The organism is Campylobacter sp. MIT 99-7217 (genome assembly GCF_006864365.1).
GTDB lineage: Bacteria > Campylobacterota > Campylobacteria > Campylobacterales > Campylobacteraceae > Campylobacter_D.
In genome coordinates, this window is sequence record NZ_QHLJ01000004.1 from 32,222 (window position 1) to 52,623 (window position 20,402).

A 20,402-nucleotide genomic window follows, 5' to 3' on the forward strand; every position below is an offset into this window, starting at 1 on the left:
GGAGTAGAACATGGCAAGATATAGAGGACCTGTAGAAAAATTAGAAAGACGCTTTGGAGTAAGTCTAGCCCTTAAAGGCGAAAGAAGACTTGCTGGAAAAAGTGCCCTAGATAAACGCCCTTATGCTCCCGGACAACACGGAGCTAGAAAAGGCAAGATCAGCGAATACGGACTTCAGCTAAGAGAAAAGCAAAAAGCTAAATTTATGTATGGCGTGAGTGAAAAGCAGTTCCGCCGCCTTTTTGCTGAAGCTGCAAGAAGAGATGGCAATACCGGGGTTTTACTCATTCAACTTTTAGAGCAAAGACTTGATAATGTTGTTTATAGAATGGGTTTTGCAACCACTCGTCGCTTTGCAAGACAGCTTGTAACTCATGGGCATATCTTAGTTAATGGCAAAAGAGTGGATATCCCAAGTTACCGCGTTGAAGCTGGGGCAAAGGTTGAGGTTGTTGAAAAAAGTAAAAATAATCCACAAATCACAAGAGCTATCGAGCTTACAGCACAAACAGGCATAGTTGCTTGGGTCGATGTGGAAAAAGACAAGAGATTTGGAATTTTCACAAGAAAGCCAGAAAGAGAAGAAGTTGTCATTCCTGTTGAGGAAAGATTTATTGTTGAGCTTTACTCTAAATAATAAGGGGTGCATATGAGAACGATTACAACAAGTGCTTATACACCTACTGAATTTAGCGTTGAAGCGATCAGCGAAACAAGCTCTAAAATCAGTGTTTGGCCATTTGAGATAGGCTATGGCATTACCCTAGCCCACCCTTTGCGTCGCTTGCTTTACACAAGTACTATAGGCTTTGCACCAACGGCTTTACATATAGATGGAGTGAGTCATGAATTTGACAGCATGCATGGAATGCTAGAAGATGTGGCACTTTTCATCATCAATCTTAAAAAAATGCGTTTTAAACTCAAAACTGATTCAAATAAAGAAATCGTAGAGTTTTATTTCAAGGGTGCAAAAGAAATTCATGGAAAGGATCTCAACAATGACATTGTTGAAGTGGTTAATGAAGAAAGCTATCTCACAACCATAAATGAAGATGCTGAACTTAAATTTAGTCTCATCATCGAAAAAGGCATAGGCTATGTTCCGAGTGAAGAGATAAGAAATCTTATCCCGGATACAAAATATATAGCTTTAGATGCTTTCTTTACACCTATTCGAGAAGCTGTTTATGATATAGAAAAAGTGCTTTTTGAAGATAATCCAGACTATGAAAAAGTGGTTTTTACCATAACAACAGATGGACAAATCACACCAAATAAAGCCTTTGAGAATGCCCTTGAAGCAATGTACAGACAGCTTTCTGTTTTTGATAAGATCACTAATGTTGGAAGCTTGGTAAAAAGCCAATCAGCAACTCATGAAATCGAAAACATGAAGCTTTTACAAAATATCACGGATTTAAATTTAAGTGCAAGAAGCTTTAACTGTCTCGAAAAAGCAGGCATTACCTATATAGGCGAGATTGCTTTAATGAGCCTAAATGAGCTTGCAGGGCTTAAAAATTTAGGTAAAAAGTCTCTAGATGAGATAAAAAATATCATGGAAAGCATAGGCTTGCCGGTAGGTACTTCAAAGCTTAGCGACAACAAAGAAGTACTTAGAAAAAAGATTGCTGAACTTAAAGCACAAAATGAAGGATAAACAATGAGACACAAACACGGATACAGAAAGCTTGGCAGAACCTCATCTCACCGTGCTGCCTTGCTTAAAAATTTAAGCATAGCCTTGATTAATAGCGAAAAAATCGAAACAACTCTACCAAAAGCAAAAGAATTAAGAGCCTATATAGAAAAGCTTATTACTCGTGCTAGAGAAGGGGATTTTAACGCTCACAGAGCTGTATTTGCGAATTTGCAAGATAAAAGCACAACAAATAAACTTGTAAACGAGATCGCTCCTAAATTTAAAGAAAGAGCTGGTGGCTATACAAGGATCATTAAAACCAGAATTCGCCGTGGCGATGCGACACAAATGGCTTACATTGAATTTGTAGCTTAAATTTTCAAGCCTTATTTTTAAGGCTTGATTTTGATTCTTTTATCAAAGTTATAACTAATACTTAACTCACTTAACTAAAAGGTCCTTCTATACAAATGTAAATAACTTATTTAAAAATTTATATACAACAAGAAGTTTAAATTTAAGTAGATCTAAGTATACAAAAAAAACTTATCGTAATTAAATTGCACTAAAACAAGTCTTAATCATTAAGTCTTATTTGATCAAAAACTTACACCTACGCTAAAACGCAAAGCGTCCATTTTCTTTTCTCTCCCTATGAATTTATTTGTTGGACGCAAATATTCATACTCGATACTTGCTGAAACAGGGATAAAATTCGGACTCACTCTCAAACCAGCACTATAAGCAAGTTTATTATCATAAAATTTATCATAAGTGGAGTAGTTAAGTCCCACAAAAGGCGTTGCATAAAGGACAAATAAGTCAAAATTATAACCAAATAAAGCTCCATACTGCCAATTTGTAAGCTTATCTTGATAGACTGAGACTTGATTATATCTTACTTGTGGAGCAAACACAAAGTCATTAACACCCACCCAAACGCGACCATAAGCACTAAGATCTGAATGACTTTCTCCATTACTTTTTGTATTTTGAGCGCCAAAACCAAATTCGGGGCTTAGTTCAAAGCCCCCTATACGAACACCAAAAGCAAAAGAGCAAAGCAATAAAAAACATACAATAATTCTTCTCATCATCTTATCCTTATAAAAAATATACAAATCATAACTAAATTTTCATAACAAGTTTTATTATTCTTTAGCTTTAAATAAGAAAAATACTAAAACACCAATAAAACAACATAAACAAATGATACTTCCAAGCCAAATAGGATTATTAGCATTTAAAGCACTCACAACAAAAGAAATCGCCCCAGCGAAACCGAATTGGATACAACCAAGAACAGCAGAAGCCACACCTGAGTGTTCTTTAAATCTAGCCATAGCTAAAGTTGTTGTATTTGGAAGCAAAAAGCCAAGCATAGCTATGGTAAAGAAAATAGAAATTTCAAAAAGCCAAAAATTTTCAAGCAAGCCGAAAATAAAAACCAAAAGACTAAAAAGAAAGATAAAAATAAAAGCCTTTGGCAAGATCTTTTCAGGAGAAAATTTTAGGGCTAAGGGTGCGTTGATATTAGCAAAAATAACAAATCCTAAAGCATTTACTCCAAAAAGTATGCCATAAGTTTGAGAAGAAAGGGAAAAAAACTCGATAAAAACAAAAGAAGAACCTGTAATATAAGCAAACATAGCACTCATAGCTAAAGTGGCTGAAAGCACATAAACCATAAAAGCTCTATCTTTTAAGATCAGGGCATAGTTTTTAAGAATTTGCCTATTAGAAAGTTTTTCCTTCTTAATGCTCACACTACTTTCTTTAAGAGCAAAAATAATCAACAAATACAAGGCAAGACCCAAAATAAACAAGGTCGCAAAAATACTATGCCAAGAAAAAAAATCTAAAAGAAGCGCACCAAAGGTTGGAGAAAGCATAGGGGCAACACTTGAGACAACCATCATTAAAGCAAATACTCCAGCAGCTTCTCTTACCTCAAATAAATCATTAACAATAGCTCTTGCTATCACCACACCAGCACAACCCCCAAGTGCTTCAAAAAAACGCAACAAGATGAAAATATAAATATTATCAACCAAAAAGCAACCAAGACTTGATAAGATAAAAAGTGCTACTCCAAAATAAAGAGGTTTTTTTCTTCCAAAAATATCACTTAATGGTCCATAAATAAGCTGTCCCAAAGCAAAGGCGATGAAAAAACTTGCCAAGGAAAGCTGGGTTAAAAACTCACTTGTTTCAAAACTTTGTCTTACATGCCCCAAAGCAGGTAAATACATATCTGTTGAAAGTGGAGCAATGGAGGACATAAAGGCTAAAATAAAAATAGTCTTATACTTTGCAAAACCGCTGATTTTCGTGTGCTGTTGCATTTTTTTTCCTCAAATAATAATTCAAAATTTAGAGTGTAACACAATCATATTGTAAAGTCAAGAATTTATCTTTAAATTTTCAAGGGAAATAAATTTTTATTTATGACCTAACTAAAAAACGCACTTGAAAGATAACTTTAGGGTTGATATTCGCCCTAAAAATTTGATTATAAAGCTTTTATTCTTTAAGATTGAGTAAGATTTCAATATTTCTTACTTGTATCTAAAATTAAACTAGATTTGACCTAAGATTTATCAAGTGTTAGAATAAGTTTATATTTATTATTTTCAAACAAGAAGCAAAAGACAAATAAAACTTATAAAAAATTTAATAAAATTAAGCTTTTGAAAGCAAACTTTTTAAAAATAAATTTAATATTTTTTTAAATTTATTACTTTATTTTAAAGCAAATCAAGATAAAATTATAAGCAAAAATAAAAGGACAAGAACATGTTACCTTTTAGCGACGAAGAGCTTATAGAACCTGCAAAAGCTAGTTTAGAAAAGAATTTGCCCATGCTTGAGCAAGATGGCGGTGGATATGAGTTTTTAGGGATTAAAAAAGGTGTTGTTTATATACATTTAATCGGTGCTTGCAAGGGTTGTGCAGCAAGTGGAACAACACTAAAATATGGACTTGAAAGACAACTTAAGGTTGATATTCACCCTGATATTTCTTTGGTTAATTTAAACGGCGGATATGATGAGTTCTCGAGATTATAAAAAAATAGCACTTGAGCATTTTTATAACAAAGATTTTAAAAATGCAAAATTATTTTTCAATCTCGCTTATCAAAAAAGAAAAAATAAAAAGCTCCTCAATCTCATAGCCCTTTGTGATTTTGCTCTTTCATCAAGTAAAGAAGCCTTTGTGTTGCTTGATTTTTACCTCAAACATTATTATCACCCTAAAATAGACAAGGATTTTGAACAAATTTTAGCCCTACATGAAGCAAAAAGAAATTTCCAAGATCTTACACATGAAGATGAGAGTTCTACCTTAAGCTATGAAGATTTTTTGCAAAGTGAAAAAAAGATCGGCTTTAAAAAAAGCTTTGAAAATGTGATCTTTGCAAATAAACTTGTTATCAATGATAAGGAAGATTTTTTGGATTTTTTAGAAAAGCTTTTGGATTATGGATATAAAGAAACTACACTCAATTATATCGAGCTTACTTCTTTTCATTTTTACGGCAATGAAAGATTTGAAAAGCTTGCTAAAAAACTTAAGGAAGAAAAATGATCATCAAGCTTGATCAAGGCTTTATCACAGATAATTCTTTAGAATGCAATGAAAATGCGTATTTTGTAAAAACAAAGCAAAATTTAGCCTTTTGCGAACAAGCAAATCAAAAAAAAGCCAAACTTATCGATCTTAAAGAATGCAAAAAACTTCTAAACATTGATGAAAATATAAAAATCATCGGCATAACAGGCACAAATGGCAAGACAACAACAGCAAATTTGATCTATTTTGTCCTACAAAAACTTGGTTTTAAAGTTGCTATGTGTGGCACAAGAGGAGCTTTTATCAATGGTCAAATTTTAGATGAAAAAGGCTTAACCACTTCACCTATCTTAAAAACCCTAGAGTATTTGCAAGCTGCAAGCAAAGAAAGATGCGAGTTTTTTATAATGGAAGTAAGCTCGCATGCTCTGGTGCAAGATCGCATAGAAGCACTAAGCTTTGTGGCAAAAATCTTTACAAATTTAACTCAGGATCATTTAGATTTTCATAAAAGTTTTGAAAACTATAAAAAGGCTAAGGAAAGTTTTTTTACTGATGAGAGCTTAAAAATCATCAACAAAGACGCTATAGCCATTCATCACAATCCCAAAAACACTATCTTTTACGGCATAAAAACTGAGGCTAATTATCATATCAAAAAATACGATTTAAGCACTCAAATCAAAGCTATCTTAGAATTTCAAAACAAAGAATACGAACTTAACTCTCATCTTGTAGGGCTTTTCAATCTTTACAACCTCCTTGCTTGTTTTGCTTGCATAAATGAGCTTGTAAAGCCCAAAATAGAAGATTTACTTCAGGCTTTATCTCAGTTTCAAGGGGTTGAGGGCAGGGTTGAGCTTGTGGCAAAAAATGTGATCGTGGATTTTGCTCATACTCCTGATGGGATAGAAAAAGTTTTGCAAGCTTTAAACTATAAGCCTTTGATCGTTGTTTTTGGTGCAGGTGGAGATAGAGACAAAACCAAGCGTCCCCTAATGGCAAAGGCTGTTAAAAAATTTGCAAAAACCATGATCATCACAAGTGATAATCCAAGAAGCGAAGATCCTCTTGAGATCATCAAAGATATTAGCTCAGGTATCAAGCAAGATGAAAGCGTTTTTACTGAGGTAGATAGGAAAAAGGCTATACAAAAGGCTTTAGAACTTCAAAAAAATGACGATTTTGTTGTGATCTTGGGTAAGGGAGATGAAACTTATCAAGAAATCAAAGGCATTAAGTATCCTTTTAGCGATAAGATAGTGGTCAAAGAGCTATTAGGAATAACATGCTAAAATAAAACTTTTCATAAATTTAAAGAGGTAGTATAATGTTTGAAAATCTTGATTTTTCTAAAATGAATGAGTTTTTATCTAAGGCTGAAGAACAGGCAAAGGAATTTGAAGAAGAGCTTGGCAAAAGAGAATTTAGTGCTAAAAGTGGGGCTGGACTTGTACAAGTTAGCGCAAATGGAAAAGGCGAAATCATCGATGTTAATATCGATAATAGCTTACTTGAAGATAAAGAATCTTTACAAATTTTACTCATTTCAGCGATCAATGATGTTTTAAGTATGGTTGCTCAAAATAAACAATCAATGGTAAGCAATATCTTTGGAGGATTAAAATCATGAGAATTTTTATAAGCTTAGTACTTTTAAGTAGCTTTATTTTTGCCATAGAAAGACCAAGACAAGAAGATTATGCGGCTTGTTTTGAAAAAAATAAAGCAAGCATTTTAGTTTATGAGGGTATGCAAGCCTTTGCTTTGAGCGAAAATTTGCTTGCTGTGCTTAAAACACCTAATCAAAAACTTAACAAATATGTAAAATACGATCCTTTCTTAAATTTATATCTTGTTCGAACTGATTTTAGTTTATTTCCAACAAAAACAAATGATGAACAAAATTTAACACGCAACGACTGGGTAGGCATACCTGATGCTAATCAAGCCTACATAGGACATTTAAAATACCTTGCTCAAAATATCCACGAAAGAGATAGGGTTGATTTTCAAACCAAGGTTGGACAGCTTGACGATTGTTGTTGCTTGATGATAGGTATTTCTTTAGAAAATGGTGCTTTTATAGGAAACCGCTATTTAAACCACTTTAAAAAATACAATGATGTGTATTGGGGCGATATAGGCGTTGATTTTGCTCTAAGAGATAACAAAATTTATGTGCAAAATGTCCGCAATAATGGACAATTTTTAATTAATGATGAAATCGTGAGTGTTGATGATAAAAACTACAACGATATACGCTTACTTAATGAAAAAATCCTCTTTTCAGATAGAGATAGCACGCTATATTTCAAGGTTTTAAGGGATAATCATGATGTTAATATCTCAACCCGTGTTTTTGCTAAAAATTTAAACGAAGCGAGCTTGCAAAATTTTGGCACAAGCTTTAATGCAAGAAATGATAAGCCAAAGCCAGCAAATCCCAACTACCGCACAAGTTTAGGTTTAAGTATCACTCCAGCCTTAGTTGTAAGTCGTGTTGAACCCGGATCAAAAGCCGCTCTTGCAGGCTTTATGGTGGGAGATAAAATTTTAAGGCTCAATAACCAAGAAGTAAGAACCTTACAAAGCTTACAAGGCTTACTTGCGGCTGGAAATCAATTTGATGTTTTGATCGCAAGAAAAAATACTAATCTACCTGTGGCAAATAAACAAAATCAAAGCTCAGGCGATGGAATCTTTCAGTTTTTCATAAGGCTTACAAAGTGAGCTTAGAGCAAAGCTTTCAAGAGTATTTAAAAGCAAATTTACCAAGTGTTCAAAGCTTTCACCCCTTTTTTAACGAGGCTTTGTCAAATATGTTGCTTGCTGGGGGCAAGCACTTTCGTGCAAAGCTTCTTTTAAGCGTTGTTACTCATCTTAAGCCAAGCGAATTTAAAAAAGCACTTCAAATCGCATTAGCTTTGGAGTGCATTCATACTTATTCGCTCATTCATGATGATTTACCAGCTATGGATAATGCTGATTTTAGAAGAGGAAAGCCTACACTTCACAAGCTTTATGATGAAACAACGGCGATTTTAGTAGGCGATGCCTTAAATACCGAAGCTTTTTTGCTCATTGCTAAAAGCGAATTTAAAGATGAGATCAAAACAAGGCTTAGTGAAATTTTAGCCTTTAATGCTGGGCTTCATGGTATGGTTTTGGGTCAGGCTATTGATTGTTTTTTTGAGGGCAAGAGGCTAAATTTAGAAGAGCTTGAGTTTTTGCACCTGCACAAAACGGCAAGGCTTATTGCTGCGAGCTTGGAAATGGGTGCTATAATTTGCGAGCTTGAAAATAAGCAATGCAAAAGCTTGTATGAATTTGGCTTAAAGCTTGGTTTGCTTTTTCAAATAAATGATGATATTATCGATTTTTTAGGCGATGAAAAAAGTGCTGGAAAGCCCACAAAACACGACACGCAAAAAAATTCTTTCGTAAATTTACTCGGCATAGAAAATGCCCTAAAAAGCAAAGAAAAACTTAGTTTAGAATGTGAAAATTTACTTCTTGATTTTGATGAAAAGCTTGCGTTTGAGCTTAAAAATTTAATGCAAAAATACTTATAAAGGACATGAAAATGAATAAAGCCTTGCTAAAAAAACAAGCTGATACCTTGAGATTTTTAAGTGCAGATATGGTGCAAAGGGCAAATTCAGGACACCCGGGTGCTCCGCTTGGCTTGGCTGATATTATGAGCGTTTTAAGTTATCATTTAAAACACAATCCCAAAAATCCAACATGGCTAAACCGAGATCGCTTCGTGCTTTCAGGCGGACATGCAAGTTCTTTGCTTTATGGCTTTTTGCACTTAAGTGGCTATGATTTAAGTCTTGATGATCTTAAGGATTTTAGAAAACTTCATTCTAAAACTCCCGGACACCCAGAAATCACCACGCCCGGAGTTGAAATCGCCACAGGTCCGCTAGGACAAGGTATAGCCAATGCAGTAGGCTTTGCCATGGCGGCAAAAAAGGCTGAGAACTTGCTAGGAAGCGATTTGATCGATCATAAGGTGTATTGTTTGTGCGGAGATGGAGACTTAGAAGAGGGAATTTCTTATGAGGCTTGTTCTTTGGCTGGGCTTCATCATTTAAATAATCTCATCATCATTTATGATAGCAATGAAATTTCCATAGAAGGAAAGGTTCAAATCGCCTTTAATGAAGATATAAAAATGCGTTTTGAAGCACAGGGTTTTGAGGTCTTTAAGATCAATGGGCATGATTATGATGAGATTAATGAGGCTTTAGAGCGGGCTAAAAAAAGCTCTAAGCCAAGTTTGATCATCGCGAAAACGACTATCGCAAAAGGAGCTGGCAAGCTTGAGGGAAGCCACCACTCACACGGCGCACCCTTAGGAGAAGAAATCATCAAAGAAGCTAAGAAAAATGCAGGCTTTGATGAAAATGAGCAATTTTTTATCAGCGAGGAAGTAAAATTTGCCTTTCAAAGTGCTGTAGAGCTTGGGGATTTAGCACAGGCAAAATGGGATAAAAAGCTTGAGCAATCAGGCAAAAAAGAGTTTTTAAACAAGCTTTTAAATCCAAATTTTAAGAAGCTTGTTTTGCCTGATTTTAAAGGTAAAGATATAGCAACTAGAGATAGTAACGGCGAAATCATCAACGCGCTTGCCACTCAGCTTGAGGGTTTTTTAGGCGGAAGTGCTGATTTAGCACCGTCTAATAAAACCGAGCTTAAGGGGCTTGGCGATTTTGTCGAGGGAAAAAATTTACATTTTGGCATAAGAGAACATGCTATGGCAGCCATTAACAATGCCTTTGCAAGATATGGAATTTTCCTACCTTTTTCGGCAACTTTTTTCATTTTTAGCGAGTATTTAAAACCTGCTGCAAGGATAGCTGCCTTGATGAAAATCAAGCATTTTTTCATCTTTACGCACGATAGCATAGGAGTTGGAGAGGATGGACCAACACATCAGCCTATAGAACAACTTAGCACCTTTAGAGCCATGCCAAATTTCCTTACCTTTCGCCCTGCTGATGGCAACGAAAATGCCAAAGCTTGGCAGGTGGCTTTAAATGCCGATGTTCCAAGTGCTTTTGTGCTTTCACGCCAAAAGCTTAAAGCCTTAGATGAGGGCGTTTTTGGAGATGTTGAAAATGGAGCGTATTTGCTCAAAGAAAGCAAAGAGCCTAAATTTAGCCTGCTTGCAAGCGGTAGCGAGGTGAGCCTTTGTCTTGGGGTGGCAAAAGAGCTTGAAAAGCAAAATCTGCCTTGTAATGTCATTTCCATGCCTTGTTATGAGCTTTTTGAAAAACAAAGCAAGGAGTATAAACAAAGGCTTTTAAAGGGCAAGGTGATAGGCGTTGAGGCTGCAAATTCAAAAGAGCTTTTTCAATTTTGCGACGCCGTTTATGGTATTTCAAGCTTTGGCGAAAGTGGCAAGGATAAAGATGTGTTCGAGCATTTTGGTTTTAGTGTTTCAAAACTGCTTGAGTTTGTGCTTAAAAACTCATGAATGAACTTATCTTTCAAACAGAAGAACAAGGCGTAAGAGCTTTAGTTTGTGGTGTTTGGGATAAAAACTCTGTGAGTGGTTTTGAACAAAAGCCTTTTAAGAGTGATTATAAAAGGCTTATTTTTGATTTTTCAAGGCTTGAGCATATCGATACAGCTGGCATTAGGTATTTTCTAGCCTTACAATATGATCTGCAAAAACTAGGTATTGAGGTAAAAAGGGAATACTTAAAGCCAAATTTTCAAACCCTTTTTGACCTGTGTGAGAAAAATTATCTTAGGATACTTCCTGCAAAAAAAGGCTTAACAAGGATAAATTTCTTTGTTTATATAGGCGAACAAACCCTAAAAGCTCTTGCGATTTTTAAAAGATTTTTGATCTTTGTAGGTATGATTTTTACTGAGTTTTTTCATTATTTTAAGCACCCTAGAGACTTTCGTTTTATTTCCTTTTTGTATCACATACAACATAGTGCTTTAAATGCAAGCGGTATTATCGTGATCACTTCTTTACTTGTGGGCGTCGTTTTGGCTTACCAAGCAGCCTATCAACTGGCTCAATTTGGTGCAAATATACTCATCGTTGATCTAGTGGGCATAGCAGCAACAAGAGAAATCGCTCCTTTAATCGCTGCTATAGTTATCGCTGGACGCAGTGCAAGTTCTTACACAGCACAAATTGGCGTGATGAAAATCACAGATGAAATCGCTGCTATGAACACCATGGGCTTTTCATCAGCAAGATTTGTGATCATGCCTAGGATCATGGCTTTAGCTTTAGCTATGCCCTTGATCGTTGCTTTGGCTGATGGGATAAGCATTTTTGGAGGCATGCTTGTAGCTCAGTTTAGCTTAGATGTAAATTTTGTTGAATTTATAAGAAGATTCAAAGAAGCTGTTGCACTTAAGCATATCATCATAGGACTTATAAAAGCTCCTGTTTTTGGCTTTTTGATCGCAACTATAGCTTGTTTTAGGGGCTTTGAGGTCAAAGATACCACTGAAAGCATTGGAATTTATACGACAAAAAGCGTTGTGGAAGCGATTTTTTGGGTGATCGCCTTTGATGCTTTATTTTCTATCTTTTTAACCCAATTAGGAATTTAAATGCCCGTGATTAAAGCAAAAGAAATTTTTACTCGTTTTGATACAAAAAGTATCCATGAGGGAGTGAGCTTTGAAGTTAATGAAAATGAAATTTTTGGTATTTTAGGTGGAAGTGGAAGCGGTAAATCCGTGCTTTTAAAACAAATGCTTTTGCTTGAGCATTTTGATAAGGGCGAATATGAAATTTTTGGAAAAAAACTTAGAAATATTAAAGAAAAAGACGCTCTAGAGCTTAGGAAGCAATGGGGAGTTGTTTTTCAGTTTGGTGCTTTGTTTAGTTTTTTTAGTGTTTTTGAAAATATAGCCATTCCCTTAAAAGAATATACAAATTTGAGCCAAAACTCTATCAAAGAACTTGTGATGATGAAGCTTAAAATGGCTGGTCTTAATGAAAATGTCGCTTCTTTGTATCCAAGTGAGCTTAGTGGGGGTATGGTTAAAAGAGTGGCTATTGCTAGGGCTTTAGCACTTGATAGTCGCTTGCTTTTTTTGGACGAACCAACTTCCGGGCTTGATCCTTACAGCTCGCGTGAATTTGATGAGCTGGTTTTAAAACTTAAACTTGGCTTTAAACTAAGCATAGTTCTTGTAACTCACGATAAAGAAAGCATGAGAGCCTTACTTGATCGCTTCATCATCTTGGAAAATAAAAAAGTAGGTTTTTATGGCACGAAAGAGGAGTTACAAAGTCAAAATCAAAGACTTTATGAGAAATTTATGGAGTAGATATGGAAAATAAGGCAAATTATTTATCAGTTGGTATTTTTGTTTTTACACTCTTTTTTGCGATCATGTTTGTCGTGGTATGGATAGGAGGCTTTTCTCACAAAAATGACTTTGATTATTATCAAATTTACACTAAAGAATCAGTATCTGGACTTGGACTTAAAGCTCCTGTAAGACTCTTAGGGGTTGAAGTTGGAAGTGTTGAAGAAATTGATATACATGCAAAAGATGGCATAGGAGTACGCATTCTTATCAAAATCGCTGAGGGTACTCCTATCACTCAAAGCACTTATGCAACTTTGCAACTTCAAGGCATCACGGGTCTTAAATTTATAGAGCTTGCAAATACAGATAGCAATAATACAACCCTACTTCAAACAAGCAAAAAAAATCCCGCAACTATACAATCTAAAGAAAGCTTATTTGCAACCCTAAACAAACAAAGCGATAAGCTCTTTAGCCTTATACAAACAGCAGATCAGAGCTTTAGAGCCATTTTAAATGAGGATAATCTCAAAAATATCGCTCTTATCTTAGAAAATGCAGCAAGTTTTTTTGAAAAACTCAATCAAAATTCAGACATCATGATAAAATCAGGAGAAAAGGTATATTCTATGGCTAGCTCAGTTGAAATTGCCGCTGATAAAGTAGGAAAACTTGTTGATGATTATGATGATTTAAAATATCAAATTTCAGATAGCATAGAACTTCTTAAAAATCTTCTTATACAAAGTAATGAATTTCTTTCAGAAATCAAAGAAAGCCCTTCTAATTTGCTATTTAAAAGCACAAAAAATAAACCTGCTCCCGGAGAGAAAAAATGAAATATTATATTTTGATTGCATTATTAAGTTTTGCGTTTAGTGCATGTTCTTTAAAGCCTGAAGCTGAGGCTGCACCAACTATCATTAACCTCAGTCCAAATTTATCCTCTATAAAATTTAAAACGAACAAAAGTATAAAAATAGCCCTTCCTCAAAGCACCTTTTATCTAAGAAGCACAAAAATAGCCTTTATTAAAAATCAAGAATTTGGGACATATGCTAATCACCGTTTTCAAAACTCTCCAAATGATCTTATCTTCACACTACTTTCTAACAATCTTGAAAAAGCTCAGCTTTTTAAGGCGGTAACAAATGCTAATTTTATCAAAACCGATTTGCTTTTGGAAAGTAGAATTTATGCTTTTGAACAAATTTTTGAAGATGATTTGAGTTATGTAAAAATAGAGCTTGGATTAAATTTGATTGATTTAAAGGCTCAAAGCTTGATCGCAAATAAGTATTTTGCTTATAAAATTCCTCTCAAGCAAAATGATGAAAACGCTCTTGCAAATGCCTTTGAGGAAGCTTTGAGCTTATTTTTAAAAGATGTGTTGATTTGGTGTAAGCAAAGTTTAGAAAAATAAATTTGGAACACTATTTGCTTTATTCTTTCATAAATATATTTTGAAAGGATTGAAAATGAGCAAGGAGCTTGAAATTTTCAAAAAACATTTGGGTGAAGTAGAAGGCAAAAGTGAGTTTAAAGCAAAGCAGTTTTGTTCTCAAATTAGCGATGCAAATGATTTTATCGGTGCTTTGCAAATTTTGGATTTAAATTTAAAAAAGGTCTTAAAAAATCTCAACGAACATTTAGCAAGTGCTGATTTGGTTGATGAAAATCAAAAAAGAATGCTTGATGTGCAAGCTTCTCAGCTTATCCAAACTTGTTCTTTCATGGGAGAAAATCTCTATGATAGCTCATTTAAGGTCAGTGTTGGTAATGAAAGCTTTAGTTTTGAAATACAAAATCCCTTGCTTGTGCTTGAACATGATGATTTTTCAGGGGTTATCAGCTATATAGAGGACAAAAGAGAAGAAATCGCTTCCTTGCTTGTTAATCTTGCTACGGCTATCACGCTTAACACCCCAATTGAAAGCCTAGGTAGCTTTGACACTCAAATGGATTATAAGTCCTTATTTCGTTAAAAATGATAGGCTTTGATCTTTTAGATCGAGCCTTCTAAATCCCAATCAATAGGGCTTTTTCCTAAGCTTTGTAAGATTTCATTACTTTTTGAAAAATGCTTACAACCCAAAAAGCCCGTTCTAGCCAAAGGACTTGGGTGTGCTGCTTCTAGGATAAAATGCTTTTTTTCATCAATAAGGCTTTTTTTAGCACGAGCAAAATTACCCCAAAGTAAAAAGATCAAATTTTCTTTTTCATCGCTGAGTTTTTTTATCACAGCATCGCTAAATTCTTGCCAGCCCCAAGAAGCACAGCTTGCAGGCTCATTTGCCTTAACGCTAAGTATAGAATTTAAAAGCAAAACGCCCTGCTTTGCCCACTTGCTCAAATCCCCATTCAAGCTTGCTTTTATACCCAAATCAAGCTCAAGTTCTTTAAAGATATTTTTTAAGCTTGGAGGCACTTTTATGCCACTTGGCACGGAAAAACTTAGTCCCATGGCTTGATTTGGCTGATGATAAGGATCTTGTCCTAAAAGCACTATTTTAAGTGAATTTAAGGGGGTAAGATTAAAGGCGTTAAAAGTAAGTTTTGCAGGAGGATAAAGCATAAAACCTTGTTTTAAAGCACTGATATAATTTTGCTTGATCTGCACAAAATAAGGCTTTAAAAACTCATCTTTTAAAAAGGCTTTCCAATCATCGCTAATTAAAATTTGATCTAAATTGATTTGCATTCTATCCTAAATTTGCATTCATAATCATAGGGCTAAATGCCTTACTTGCTATGAGGAGATTATCTCCAACTTTTAAATGAGCATATTTTTGTTCAAATTCGCTTTGACTTAGTGTAATTTTAACAATATTTTGCCCAATTAGCAAGGTGATGATCATTAAAATATCTGCCTTTTTGATCTCTAAAACATTTGCATTAAACTGAAGCTTTGCACTTAAATTTCCACCCAAAAAAAGCTCACTTGGAGGACAATCCCTAAAAACTTTAGCCTCCTTAAGCTCAATCACTCTTTCGCAAAGCTTGTAAATTTCACTGATTTCATGGCTAACAAGCAAGGTTGTAAGCTTAAAATGCCTTGTTATCCTTAAAATTTCATCTTGCAAGAAAGCTCTCATTTTAAAATCAAGAGCGCTTAAAGGCTCATCTAGAAGTAAAATTTGAGGCTCGCTAATGATAGCTCTTGCAAGTGCTACTCTTTGGGCTTGTCCTCCTGAAAGATGCTGTGGATAGGCATTTTCAAGCTCTTTAAGTCCAAGCAAATGCAAAAGCTCGTCTATCTTGTTTTTATCCTTACCCTTGAAAGCAAAGTTTAAATTGCCCCTAACGCTTAAATTTGGAAACAAAGCATAGTCTTGAAAAACAAAGCCAACACCTCTTTTTTGAGGTGGCAAGAAGATATTTTTTTGAGTATCTATCCAGACCTTATCCCCTACTTTGATAAAAGCAAATTTAGGTTTTAAAAGTCCTGCTATGATCCTTAATATAGTGGTTTTTCCCGCACCACTTTCTCCAAAAATACAAGTAAATTCGCCCTGTTCAAAGCTCTTATCAAAAATAAGCTCAAGCTCGCCCTTAGCTGTATTTATAGGGTGTTTTATATGGATTTGTATCATTTCTTAGCCTTGATAAGCAAATTTTTTATTAATGAAAAAAAGCACAAGCAAAATGATAAAAGAAAGAGCAAAAAGCACAAAGGCGTATTGATGAGCTAGGGTATAATTTAAGGCTTCAAGCTCATCATAAATAGCAATGCTAGCTACCAAAGTTTCGCCCTTTTTATGCCCTCCTATCATCATCACAACGCCAAACTCACCCACAGTATGAGCAAAAGCCACCATAGAACCTGTAAAAATCCCTACTTTTGAATTTGGGATAATCACTCTTAAAAGCGTGATAAATTTGGATTTTCCTAAGGTATAAGAAACCTCGATCAAATTCTTTGGAACAGAAGAAAAAGCACTTTGCAAAGGACCTACCATAAAGGGCAAAGAAAAGATGATAGAAGCAATCACAAGTCCTTCAAAGGTAAAAACTAAAGAAATATCAAAGTATTCTTTTAAAAACGCACCAAAGGCATTAAGCGGACTAAAAGCCATTAAAAAATAAAAGCCCAAGACACTTGGAGGTAAAACTAAGGGCATGGAAACGATAACCTGAAGCACACTTTTAAAAGGAAAGGACACAAAAACAAGCAAATAAGCTAAGCCCACGCCTATAAAAAAAAGTAAAAAAGTCGTGATAAAAGCAAGCTCAAAGGTTACTTTTAAGGTATCTAAAAACTCTGAGGTTAAAAATTCCATTAAAGCACCTTTATAACAATATCACTAGCCAAAACAAAGCCTTTAAATTTGGCATTTGCACTAAGATCAAATTTCAAGGCAGTGTTTTTTGTCAAAATCGCACTTAAATTTGAAGCAAAGGCAAGATCTTTAAAGAAAATTTGCACCAAAAGCTCGCCTTGCTCAACTCTTTCAAGCTCAAGCTCAAAAACATTATCTATACTACAAGCCATGTTTTCTTGAGCTAAAATAAGCTCATTTTCTTTAAAAAAAAGCTCAACCTTTGCACCAACTTTCATAAGCAAGGCATTAAAATCAAGCATTAAAACCCTGACTTGTAAAGGCGAATTTACAAGCTTTACACTGATAAGACTTAAGTCTTCATTTTGTTCTATACTTGAAATTTCGCCTTTAAGGGTATTCATTATTTTGTTTTAAAGCCGTATTTTTGGATAATTTGCTTGCCCTCATCTGAAAGCACGAAATCAGAAAATGCCTTTGCTACTTTTTTCTTTTTTGCATACTTAGTGATAACAAAGCTTTGTTCTAATGGCGTGAAGTATTTTTCATCAACAAGAACAAATTTACCCTTAGGATTATTCACAGGAGAAACCAAAGAATAAGCCACTATGCCCACTTCAGCAGCGCCGGTATCAACATGGGTTACAGGTTGAGAGATATTATCCCCTAAGACGATTTTCTTTTTGAAAAGATCATAAATTTTAAGATTATTAAGGCTTTCCTCAGCCGCAACGCCGTAAGGAGCTACTTTTGGATTAGCTATACTTAGGTGCTTGATCTTTTTTGCTTTTTTGCCTAAAGCTTCAATTCCACCCTCTAAAAGCTTTTCATCAAGAGCATAAAGAGCAACAACGCCTAAAGCATAAACTTCTGGCTTAGTGATAGCATTGCCATCTTTTTCGATCTGTGCAGCCCATTTTGCATCAGCTGAAAAAAACAAATCAAACTCGCGCCCTTGAGTTAAAAGCTGATAATGCTTACCAGAAGCACCGAAAATAAGTTCCACCTCATCTTTTGGGTGTTTTTTCAAAAACGCTTCTCTTACCTCAGTCATAGCCTTAGAAGCACTTGAAGCCACAAAAACGCTGATTTTTTCAGCAAAAGCACCCGTAGCAAACACACAAGCTACGAAGAAAACAAGTATTTTTTTTCATCATTTCTCCTTAAAAAATTTGTGCAATTATAAAATAATTTTCTTTAAAGAAATATTATTTTTAAAAGGAATAATACTTTTTTAAATTTATAACCACTTTGGATCTGCGGTAAAACTTACGCTCAGCCAAATTTTATAACTTGGAATTTGTAGGGATTTTTCTATCCTCTCGCGCAATTCATCGATTTGAGCGATAGAACTAAGCTTAAAGTTTTTTTGAGTGAGTATATTGACCTCAACCATATAAAATCTTCCTGATTTTGCCACATGCGTATCATAGTCGCTAAAACCAAATTCAAGGCTTAGCTCTTGCATGATCTGTGTGATTTTTTCATCTAAATCCTTAGGTGCGACCATGATCAAATCCTTGAAATTGCACACAGCAATACGAATGGGCGATATACATAAAAAAAGCGAAAATAAAGCTAAAAGTATAGGATCAACATAAAATTTAACAAAATCAAGACTTAAAACACCTGAAAAAGGCAAAAAATACACCAAAACAAAGGCAAGCAAAGTGCCACAATAAAGCACACAATCAATCTTCCATTCTGTATTATCCACCCTAATAAGATCAGAGTCTAAAACCCTTGCAAAAAATCTCGTATAAACAAACAAAATCAAACAAAACGCAAAGGCACAAAGACTATAAATCGCTCCACCCTCAAGCTTGATCTCATAGCCTCCATTGATGATACTTTGCACAGCATTAATAAAGGCATAAATACAAACAAAAACAAGAACTAAGGACTTAAAAAGATTGACCATAGGTTCAAAGCGAACATAACCATACTGAAAAATATCATCATCTTCTTTATAAATATATCTTGAAGTAATTACGCTTAAAAAACCAAGTCCAACGCTGATCAAGGCTAAAAAGGCATCAAAAATCACCGCATTAGACTTGATCCAAATTCCAAAAACAAGCCCAAAAATCGACAAAACTAAGGCAGCAAACATAGAAACTTGAAGCACAAACTGCTCCTTTTGGTTGCTTTTTAAAGGATCTTTACTAAAAGCATTTTGAAGAGTATTTTGGCGAATTTTATGATCCCTTATGCTTTTTCCGTAGTTTGAATGTGAAATTTTCATAAAAAGCCTTGTTTATTTCTAGCTAGTATAAGCTTTTATTTTTAAAAGAAATTAAAATGAACTTTCAACGCATTTTTTTTATCTTTGTGCGAAAAAGTTTAAAAATGCTTGAGGGCTTTGCTTCAAAAAGTTCTTCATCAAGCACTTTATCAGCAAGGCTTCTTGCTAATTTTTCATCAAATTTTTGCCCATGTAAATTTGCTGAACTTGAATAAAACCAGCCATTTTTTTCTAAAAATCTAGCATGCAAACCCTCTTTTACCACTCTTAAGGCTCTTGAGTTTGGAAAAATAAAGCTTGTTTTTTTAGCCTTTCTGAGCCTATTTTTAAATTTATTTGGCACACGCACAAACTCTTTTAGCTCGCTAAATTTAGCCGTTGTGATGAGGCAGGGCTGATTTAAAGGACGCTTTTTAAGAGCGTTTAGCTTTTTTAAATCCTTACTTAAAAAGCCAGCCGTGGTGTCAGTTTGAGCTAAATAAATCATAGACAAAAGCTTGCACCCAAATCTGCTACGCCTTTATAAACACTACTTGTAACTATGGCATCAATGCCTGTTTTAGCGTATGCTTTGGCGTTTTTTTCATTTATCCCACCTGCTGCTAAAATCACAGCTTCCTTAAAATTTGCCTTTTTAAAATCCACCAAATTTTCAAGCTCTTCCACCTTCATTTTATCGCATTGAACGCCATTTACGCCGTATTTTAAAAGCTCTTTTGCAAAGCTTAAGTTCTCAGCTTCTACGATGATTTTTCGCTCGCAAAGCTCTGCTTTAAATTTAGCTATATTTTGCAAAAATGAGTTCTCATTTTCAAAGGCTAAAAAATGGGTTTTAAAAAATAAAACACTATCGCTAAGTCCTAGTCTATGCACTTTTGCACCACCTTCTAAAGCAGCTTTTAAGCAAAGCTTTTTAGAAAAGGGAAAAATCTTTCTTGTTACTAAAATTTGACAATTTTCATTCACGCTTTGAGCCTCTTTTTTCATCAAAAAAGCCTTTGTAGCTATGCCACAAGCATGTTCTAATAAATTTTGAACACTTTTATAAATCAAATGCAAAGTCTTAAAATCGCCATCAAGACTTAAAATTTCACTCCCAGCTTTGATAAAATCTTTGTTTTCAAAAGCACTTTGAAAGCCTAAATTATAAATCCTAGCAAGATTATTAACCATATCAAGACAGCTTAAGATTATATCCTCTCTTGTGTAAATTACGCATTTTGCTTTTGCACGATCATCAAGCAAATGCGTACTTAAATCCCCAAAAGGCGCATCATCAAGAATAAAGCTTTCAAGTTCGTTTTGCGAAAAATGTATCATAATAAGCCTTTATGATTTTAAATAAATTTACTC

The 20,402-nt window shown here is 34.6% G+C and carries 25 protein-coding genes; 15 read left to right on the top strand and 10 right to left on the bottom strand.

Features of this window, described 5'->3' with window-relative positions; all coding sequences use genetic code 11:
• The first annotated feature begins 10 nt into the window (after window positions 1-10).
• Genes rpsD through rplQ form a run of 3 tightly spaced genes read left to right on the top strand, consistent with a single transcriptional unit; the run spans window position 11 to window position 2,020 of the window.
• Window positions 11-637 carry a 30S ribosomal protein S4 gene (gene rpsD, locus DMB92_RS04395; RefSeq protein WP_142681844.1) on the top strand — a complete coding sequence of 209 codons (627 nt, stop codon included), beginning with the start codon at window positions 11-13 and terminating at the stop codon, window positions 635-637.
• A 12-nt stretch (window positions 638-649) separates the two neighbouring features.
• On the top strand, window positions 650-1,663 hold the full coding sequence (locus DMB92_RS04400; RefSeq protein ID WP_142681845.1) for a DNA-directed RNA polymerase subunit alpha: 1,014 nt from the start codon (window positions 650-652) through the stop codon (window positions 1,661-1,663).
• Window positions 1,664-1,666: 3 nt separating this feature from the next.
• Window positions 1,667-2,020 (top strand): 50S ribosomal protein L17, encoded by a 354-nt coding sequence (gene rplQ, locus DMB92_RS04405; protein WP_142681846.1) that lies wholly within the window; start codon window positions 1,667-1,669, stop codon window positions 2,018-2,020.
• Window positions 2,021-2,244: 224 nt separating this feature from the next.
• Here rplQ and DMB92_RS04410 read toward each other — a convergent pair whose 3' ends face one another.
• Window positions 2,245-2,739, bottom strand: coding sequence for a hypothetical protein (locus tag DMB92_RS04410; RefSeq protein WP_142681847.1), 495 nt, complete (start codon window positions 2,737-2,739; stop codon window positions 2,245-2,247).
• A gap of 57 nt (window positions 2,740-2,796) precedes the next feature.
• Complete coding sequence (locus DMB92_RS04415) at window positions 2,797-3,990, bottom strand: multidrug effflux MFS transporter (protein WP_142681848.1); 1,194 nt, start codon at window positions 3,988-3,990, stop codon at window positions 2,797-2,799.
• 451 nt (window positions 3,991-4,441) lie between these two features.
• Here DMB92_RS04415 and DMB92_RS04420 point away from each other — a divergent pair, with 451 nt between their 5' ends.
• Genes DMB92_RS04420 through DMB92_RS04475 form a run of 12 tightly spaced genes read left to right on the top strand, consistent with a single transcriptional unit; the run spans window position 4,442 to window position 14,509 of the window.
• On the top strand, window positions 4,442-4,714 hold the full coding sequence (locus tag DMB92_RS04420; RefSeq protein WP_142681849.1) for a NifU family protein: 273 nt from the start codon (window positions 4,442-4,444) through the stop codon (window positions 4,712-4,714).
• The gene (locus tag DMB92_RS04425) at window positions 4,695-5,234 is read left to right on the top strand and encodes a histidine kinase (protein ID WP_142681850.1); all 540 of its coding nucleotides are present in this window, start codon (window positions 4,695-4,697) and stop codon (window positions 5,232-5,234) included. Before DMB92_RS04420 ends, DMB92_RS04425 begins: the two co-directional genes overlap by 20 nt.
• Window positions 5,231-6,514 (top strand): UDP-N-acetylmuramoyl-L-alanyl-D-glutamate--2,6-diaminopimelate ligase, encoded by a 1,284-nt coding sequence (locus DMB92_RS04430; protein WP_142681851.1) that lies wholly within the window; start codon window positions 5,231-5,233, stop codon window positions 6,512-6,514. Before DMB92_RS04425 ends, DMB92_RS04430 begins: the two co-directional genes overlap by 4 nt.
• 35 nt (window positions 6,515-6,549) lie before the next feature.
• Complete coding sequence (locus DMB92_RS04435; RefSeq protein ID WP_142681852.1) at window positions 6,550-6,852, top strand: YbaB/EbfC family nucleoid-associated protein; 303 nt, start codon at window positions 6,550-6,552, stop codon at window positions 6,850-6,852.
• Window positions 6,849-7,952 carry a PDZ domain-containing protein gene (locus DMB92_RS04440; RefSeq protein ID WP_142681853.1) on the top strand — a complete coding sequence of 368 codons (1,104 nt, stop codon included), beginning with the start codon at window positions 6,849-6,851 and terminating at the stop codon, window positions 7,950-7,952. Before DMB92_RS04435 ends, DMB92_RS04440 begins: the two co-directional genes overlap by 4 nt.
• Entirely contained in the window at window positions 7,949-8,794 is an 846-nt protein-coding gene (locus DMB92_RS04445) for a polyprenyl synthetase family protein (protein WP_142681854.1), read from the top strand. Before DMB92_RS04440 ends, DMB92_RS04445 begins: the two co-directional genes overlap by 4 nt.
• Window positions 8,795-8,805: 11 nt before the next feature.
• Complete coding sequence (gene tkt / locus DMB92_RS04450; RefSeq protein WP_142681855.1) at window positions 8,806-10,707, top strand: transketolase; 1,902 nt, start codon at window positions 8,806-8,808, stop codon at window positions 10,705-10,707.
• The gene (locus tag DMB92_RS04455; protein ID WP_142681856.1) at window positions 10,704-11,813 is read left to right on the top strand and encodes an ABC transporter permease; all 1,110 of its coding nucleotides are present in this window, start codon (window positions 10,704-10,706) and stop codon (window positions 11,811-11,813) included. Before tkt ends, DMB92_RS04455 begins: the two co-directional genes overlap by 4 nt.
• Window positions 11,814-12,539, top strand: a complete 726-nt coding sequence (locus DMB92_RS04460; RefSeq protein WP_142681857.1) for an ABC transporter ATP-binding protein — start codon at window positions 11,814-11,816, stop codon at window positions 12,537-12,539.
• Window positions 12,540-12,541: 2 nt separating this feature from the next.
• On the top strand, window positions 12,542-13,363 hold the full coding sequence (locus DMB92_RS04465) for an MlaD family protein (protein ID WP_142681858.1): 822 nt from the start codon (window positions 12,542-12,544) through the stop codon (window positions 13,361-13,363).
• Window positions 13,360-13,947, top strand: coding sequence for an ABC-type transport auxiliary lipoprotein family protein (locus DMB92_RS04470; protein ID WP_142681859.1), 588 nt, complete (start codon window positions 13,360-13,362; stop codon window positions 13,945-13,947). The genes DMB92_RS04465 and DMB92_RS04470 overlap by 4 nt, the downstream gene beginning before the upstream one ends.
• A gap of 55 nt (window positions 13,948-14,002) precedes the next feature.
• Entirely contained in the window at window positions 14,003-14,509 is a 507-nt protein-coding gene (locus DMB92_RS04475) for a flagellar FLiS export co-chaperone (protein WP_142681860.1), read from the top strand.
• Between the two features lie 20 nt (window positions 14,510-14,529).
• Here DMB92_RS04475 and ung read toward each other — a convergent pair whose 3' ends face one another.
• From ung to DMB92_RS04515, 8 genes are all read right to left on the bottom strand, one after another.
• Complete coding sequence (gene ung, locus DMB92_RS04480) at window positions 14,530-15,225, bottom strand: uracil-DNA glycosylase (RefSeq protein ID WP_142681861.1); 696 nt, start codon at window positions 15,223-15,225, stop codon at window positions 14,530-14,532.
• Window position 15,226: 1 nt separating this feature from the next.
• Window positions 15,227-16,117 (bottom strand): ATP-binding cassette domain-containing protein, encoded by an 891-nt coding sequence (locus tag DMB92_RS04485; RefSeq protein WP_142681862.1) that lies wholly within the window; start codon window positions 16,115-16,117, stop codon window positions 15,227-15,229.
• Window positions 16,118-16,120: 3 nt separating this feature from the next.
• Window positions 16,121-16,804, bottom strand: coding sequence for a molybdate ABC transporter permease subunit (gene modB / locus DMB92_RS04490; protein ID WP_142681863.1), 684 nt, complete (start codon window positions 16,802-16,804; stop codon window positions 16,121-16,123).
• Window positions 16,804-17,208, bottom strand: coding sequence for a hypothetical protein (locus DMB92_RS04495; protein WP_142681864.1), 405 nt, complete (start codon window positions 17,206-17,208; stop codon window positions 16,804-16,806). The genes modB and DMB92_RS04495 overlap by 1 nt, the downstream gene beginning before the upstream one ends.
• The gene (gene modA / locus DMB92_RS04500; protein ID WP_409513390.1) at window positions 17,208-17,924 is read right to left on the bottom strand and encodes a molybdate ABC transporter substrate-binding protein; all 717 of its coding nucleotides are present in this window, start codon (window positions 17,922-17,924) and stop codon (window positions 17,208-17,210) included. Before modA ends, DMB92_RS04495 begins: the two co-directional genes overlap by 1 nt.
• A gap of 120 nt (window positions 17,925-18,044) precedes the next feature.
• Window positions 18,045-19,049: a cation diffusion facilitator family transporter gene (locus tag DMB92_RS04505; RefSeq protein WP_142681866.1), complete on the bottom strand. Its 1,005-nt coding sequence runs from the start codon at window positions 19,047-19,049 to the stop codon at window positions 18,045-18,047.
• 64 nt (window positions 19,050-19,113) lie between these two features.
• On the bottom strand, window positions 19,114-19,536 hold the full coding sequence (locus tag DMB92_RS04510; protein WP_142681867.1) for a Sua5/YciO/YrdC/YwlC family protein: 423 nt from the start codon (window positions 19,534-19,536) through the stop codon (window positions 19,114-19,116).
• On the bottom strand, window positions 19,533-20,369 hold the full coding sequence (locus DMB92_RS04515) for a molybdenum ABC transporter (RefSeq protein ID WP_142681868.1): 837 nt from the start codon (window positions 20,367-20,369) through the stop codon (window positions 19,533-19,535). Before DMB92_RS04515 ends, DMB92_RS04510 begins: the two co-directional genes overlap by 4 nt.
• Window positions 20,370-20,402: the final 33 nt, after the last annotated feature.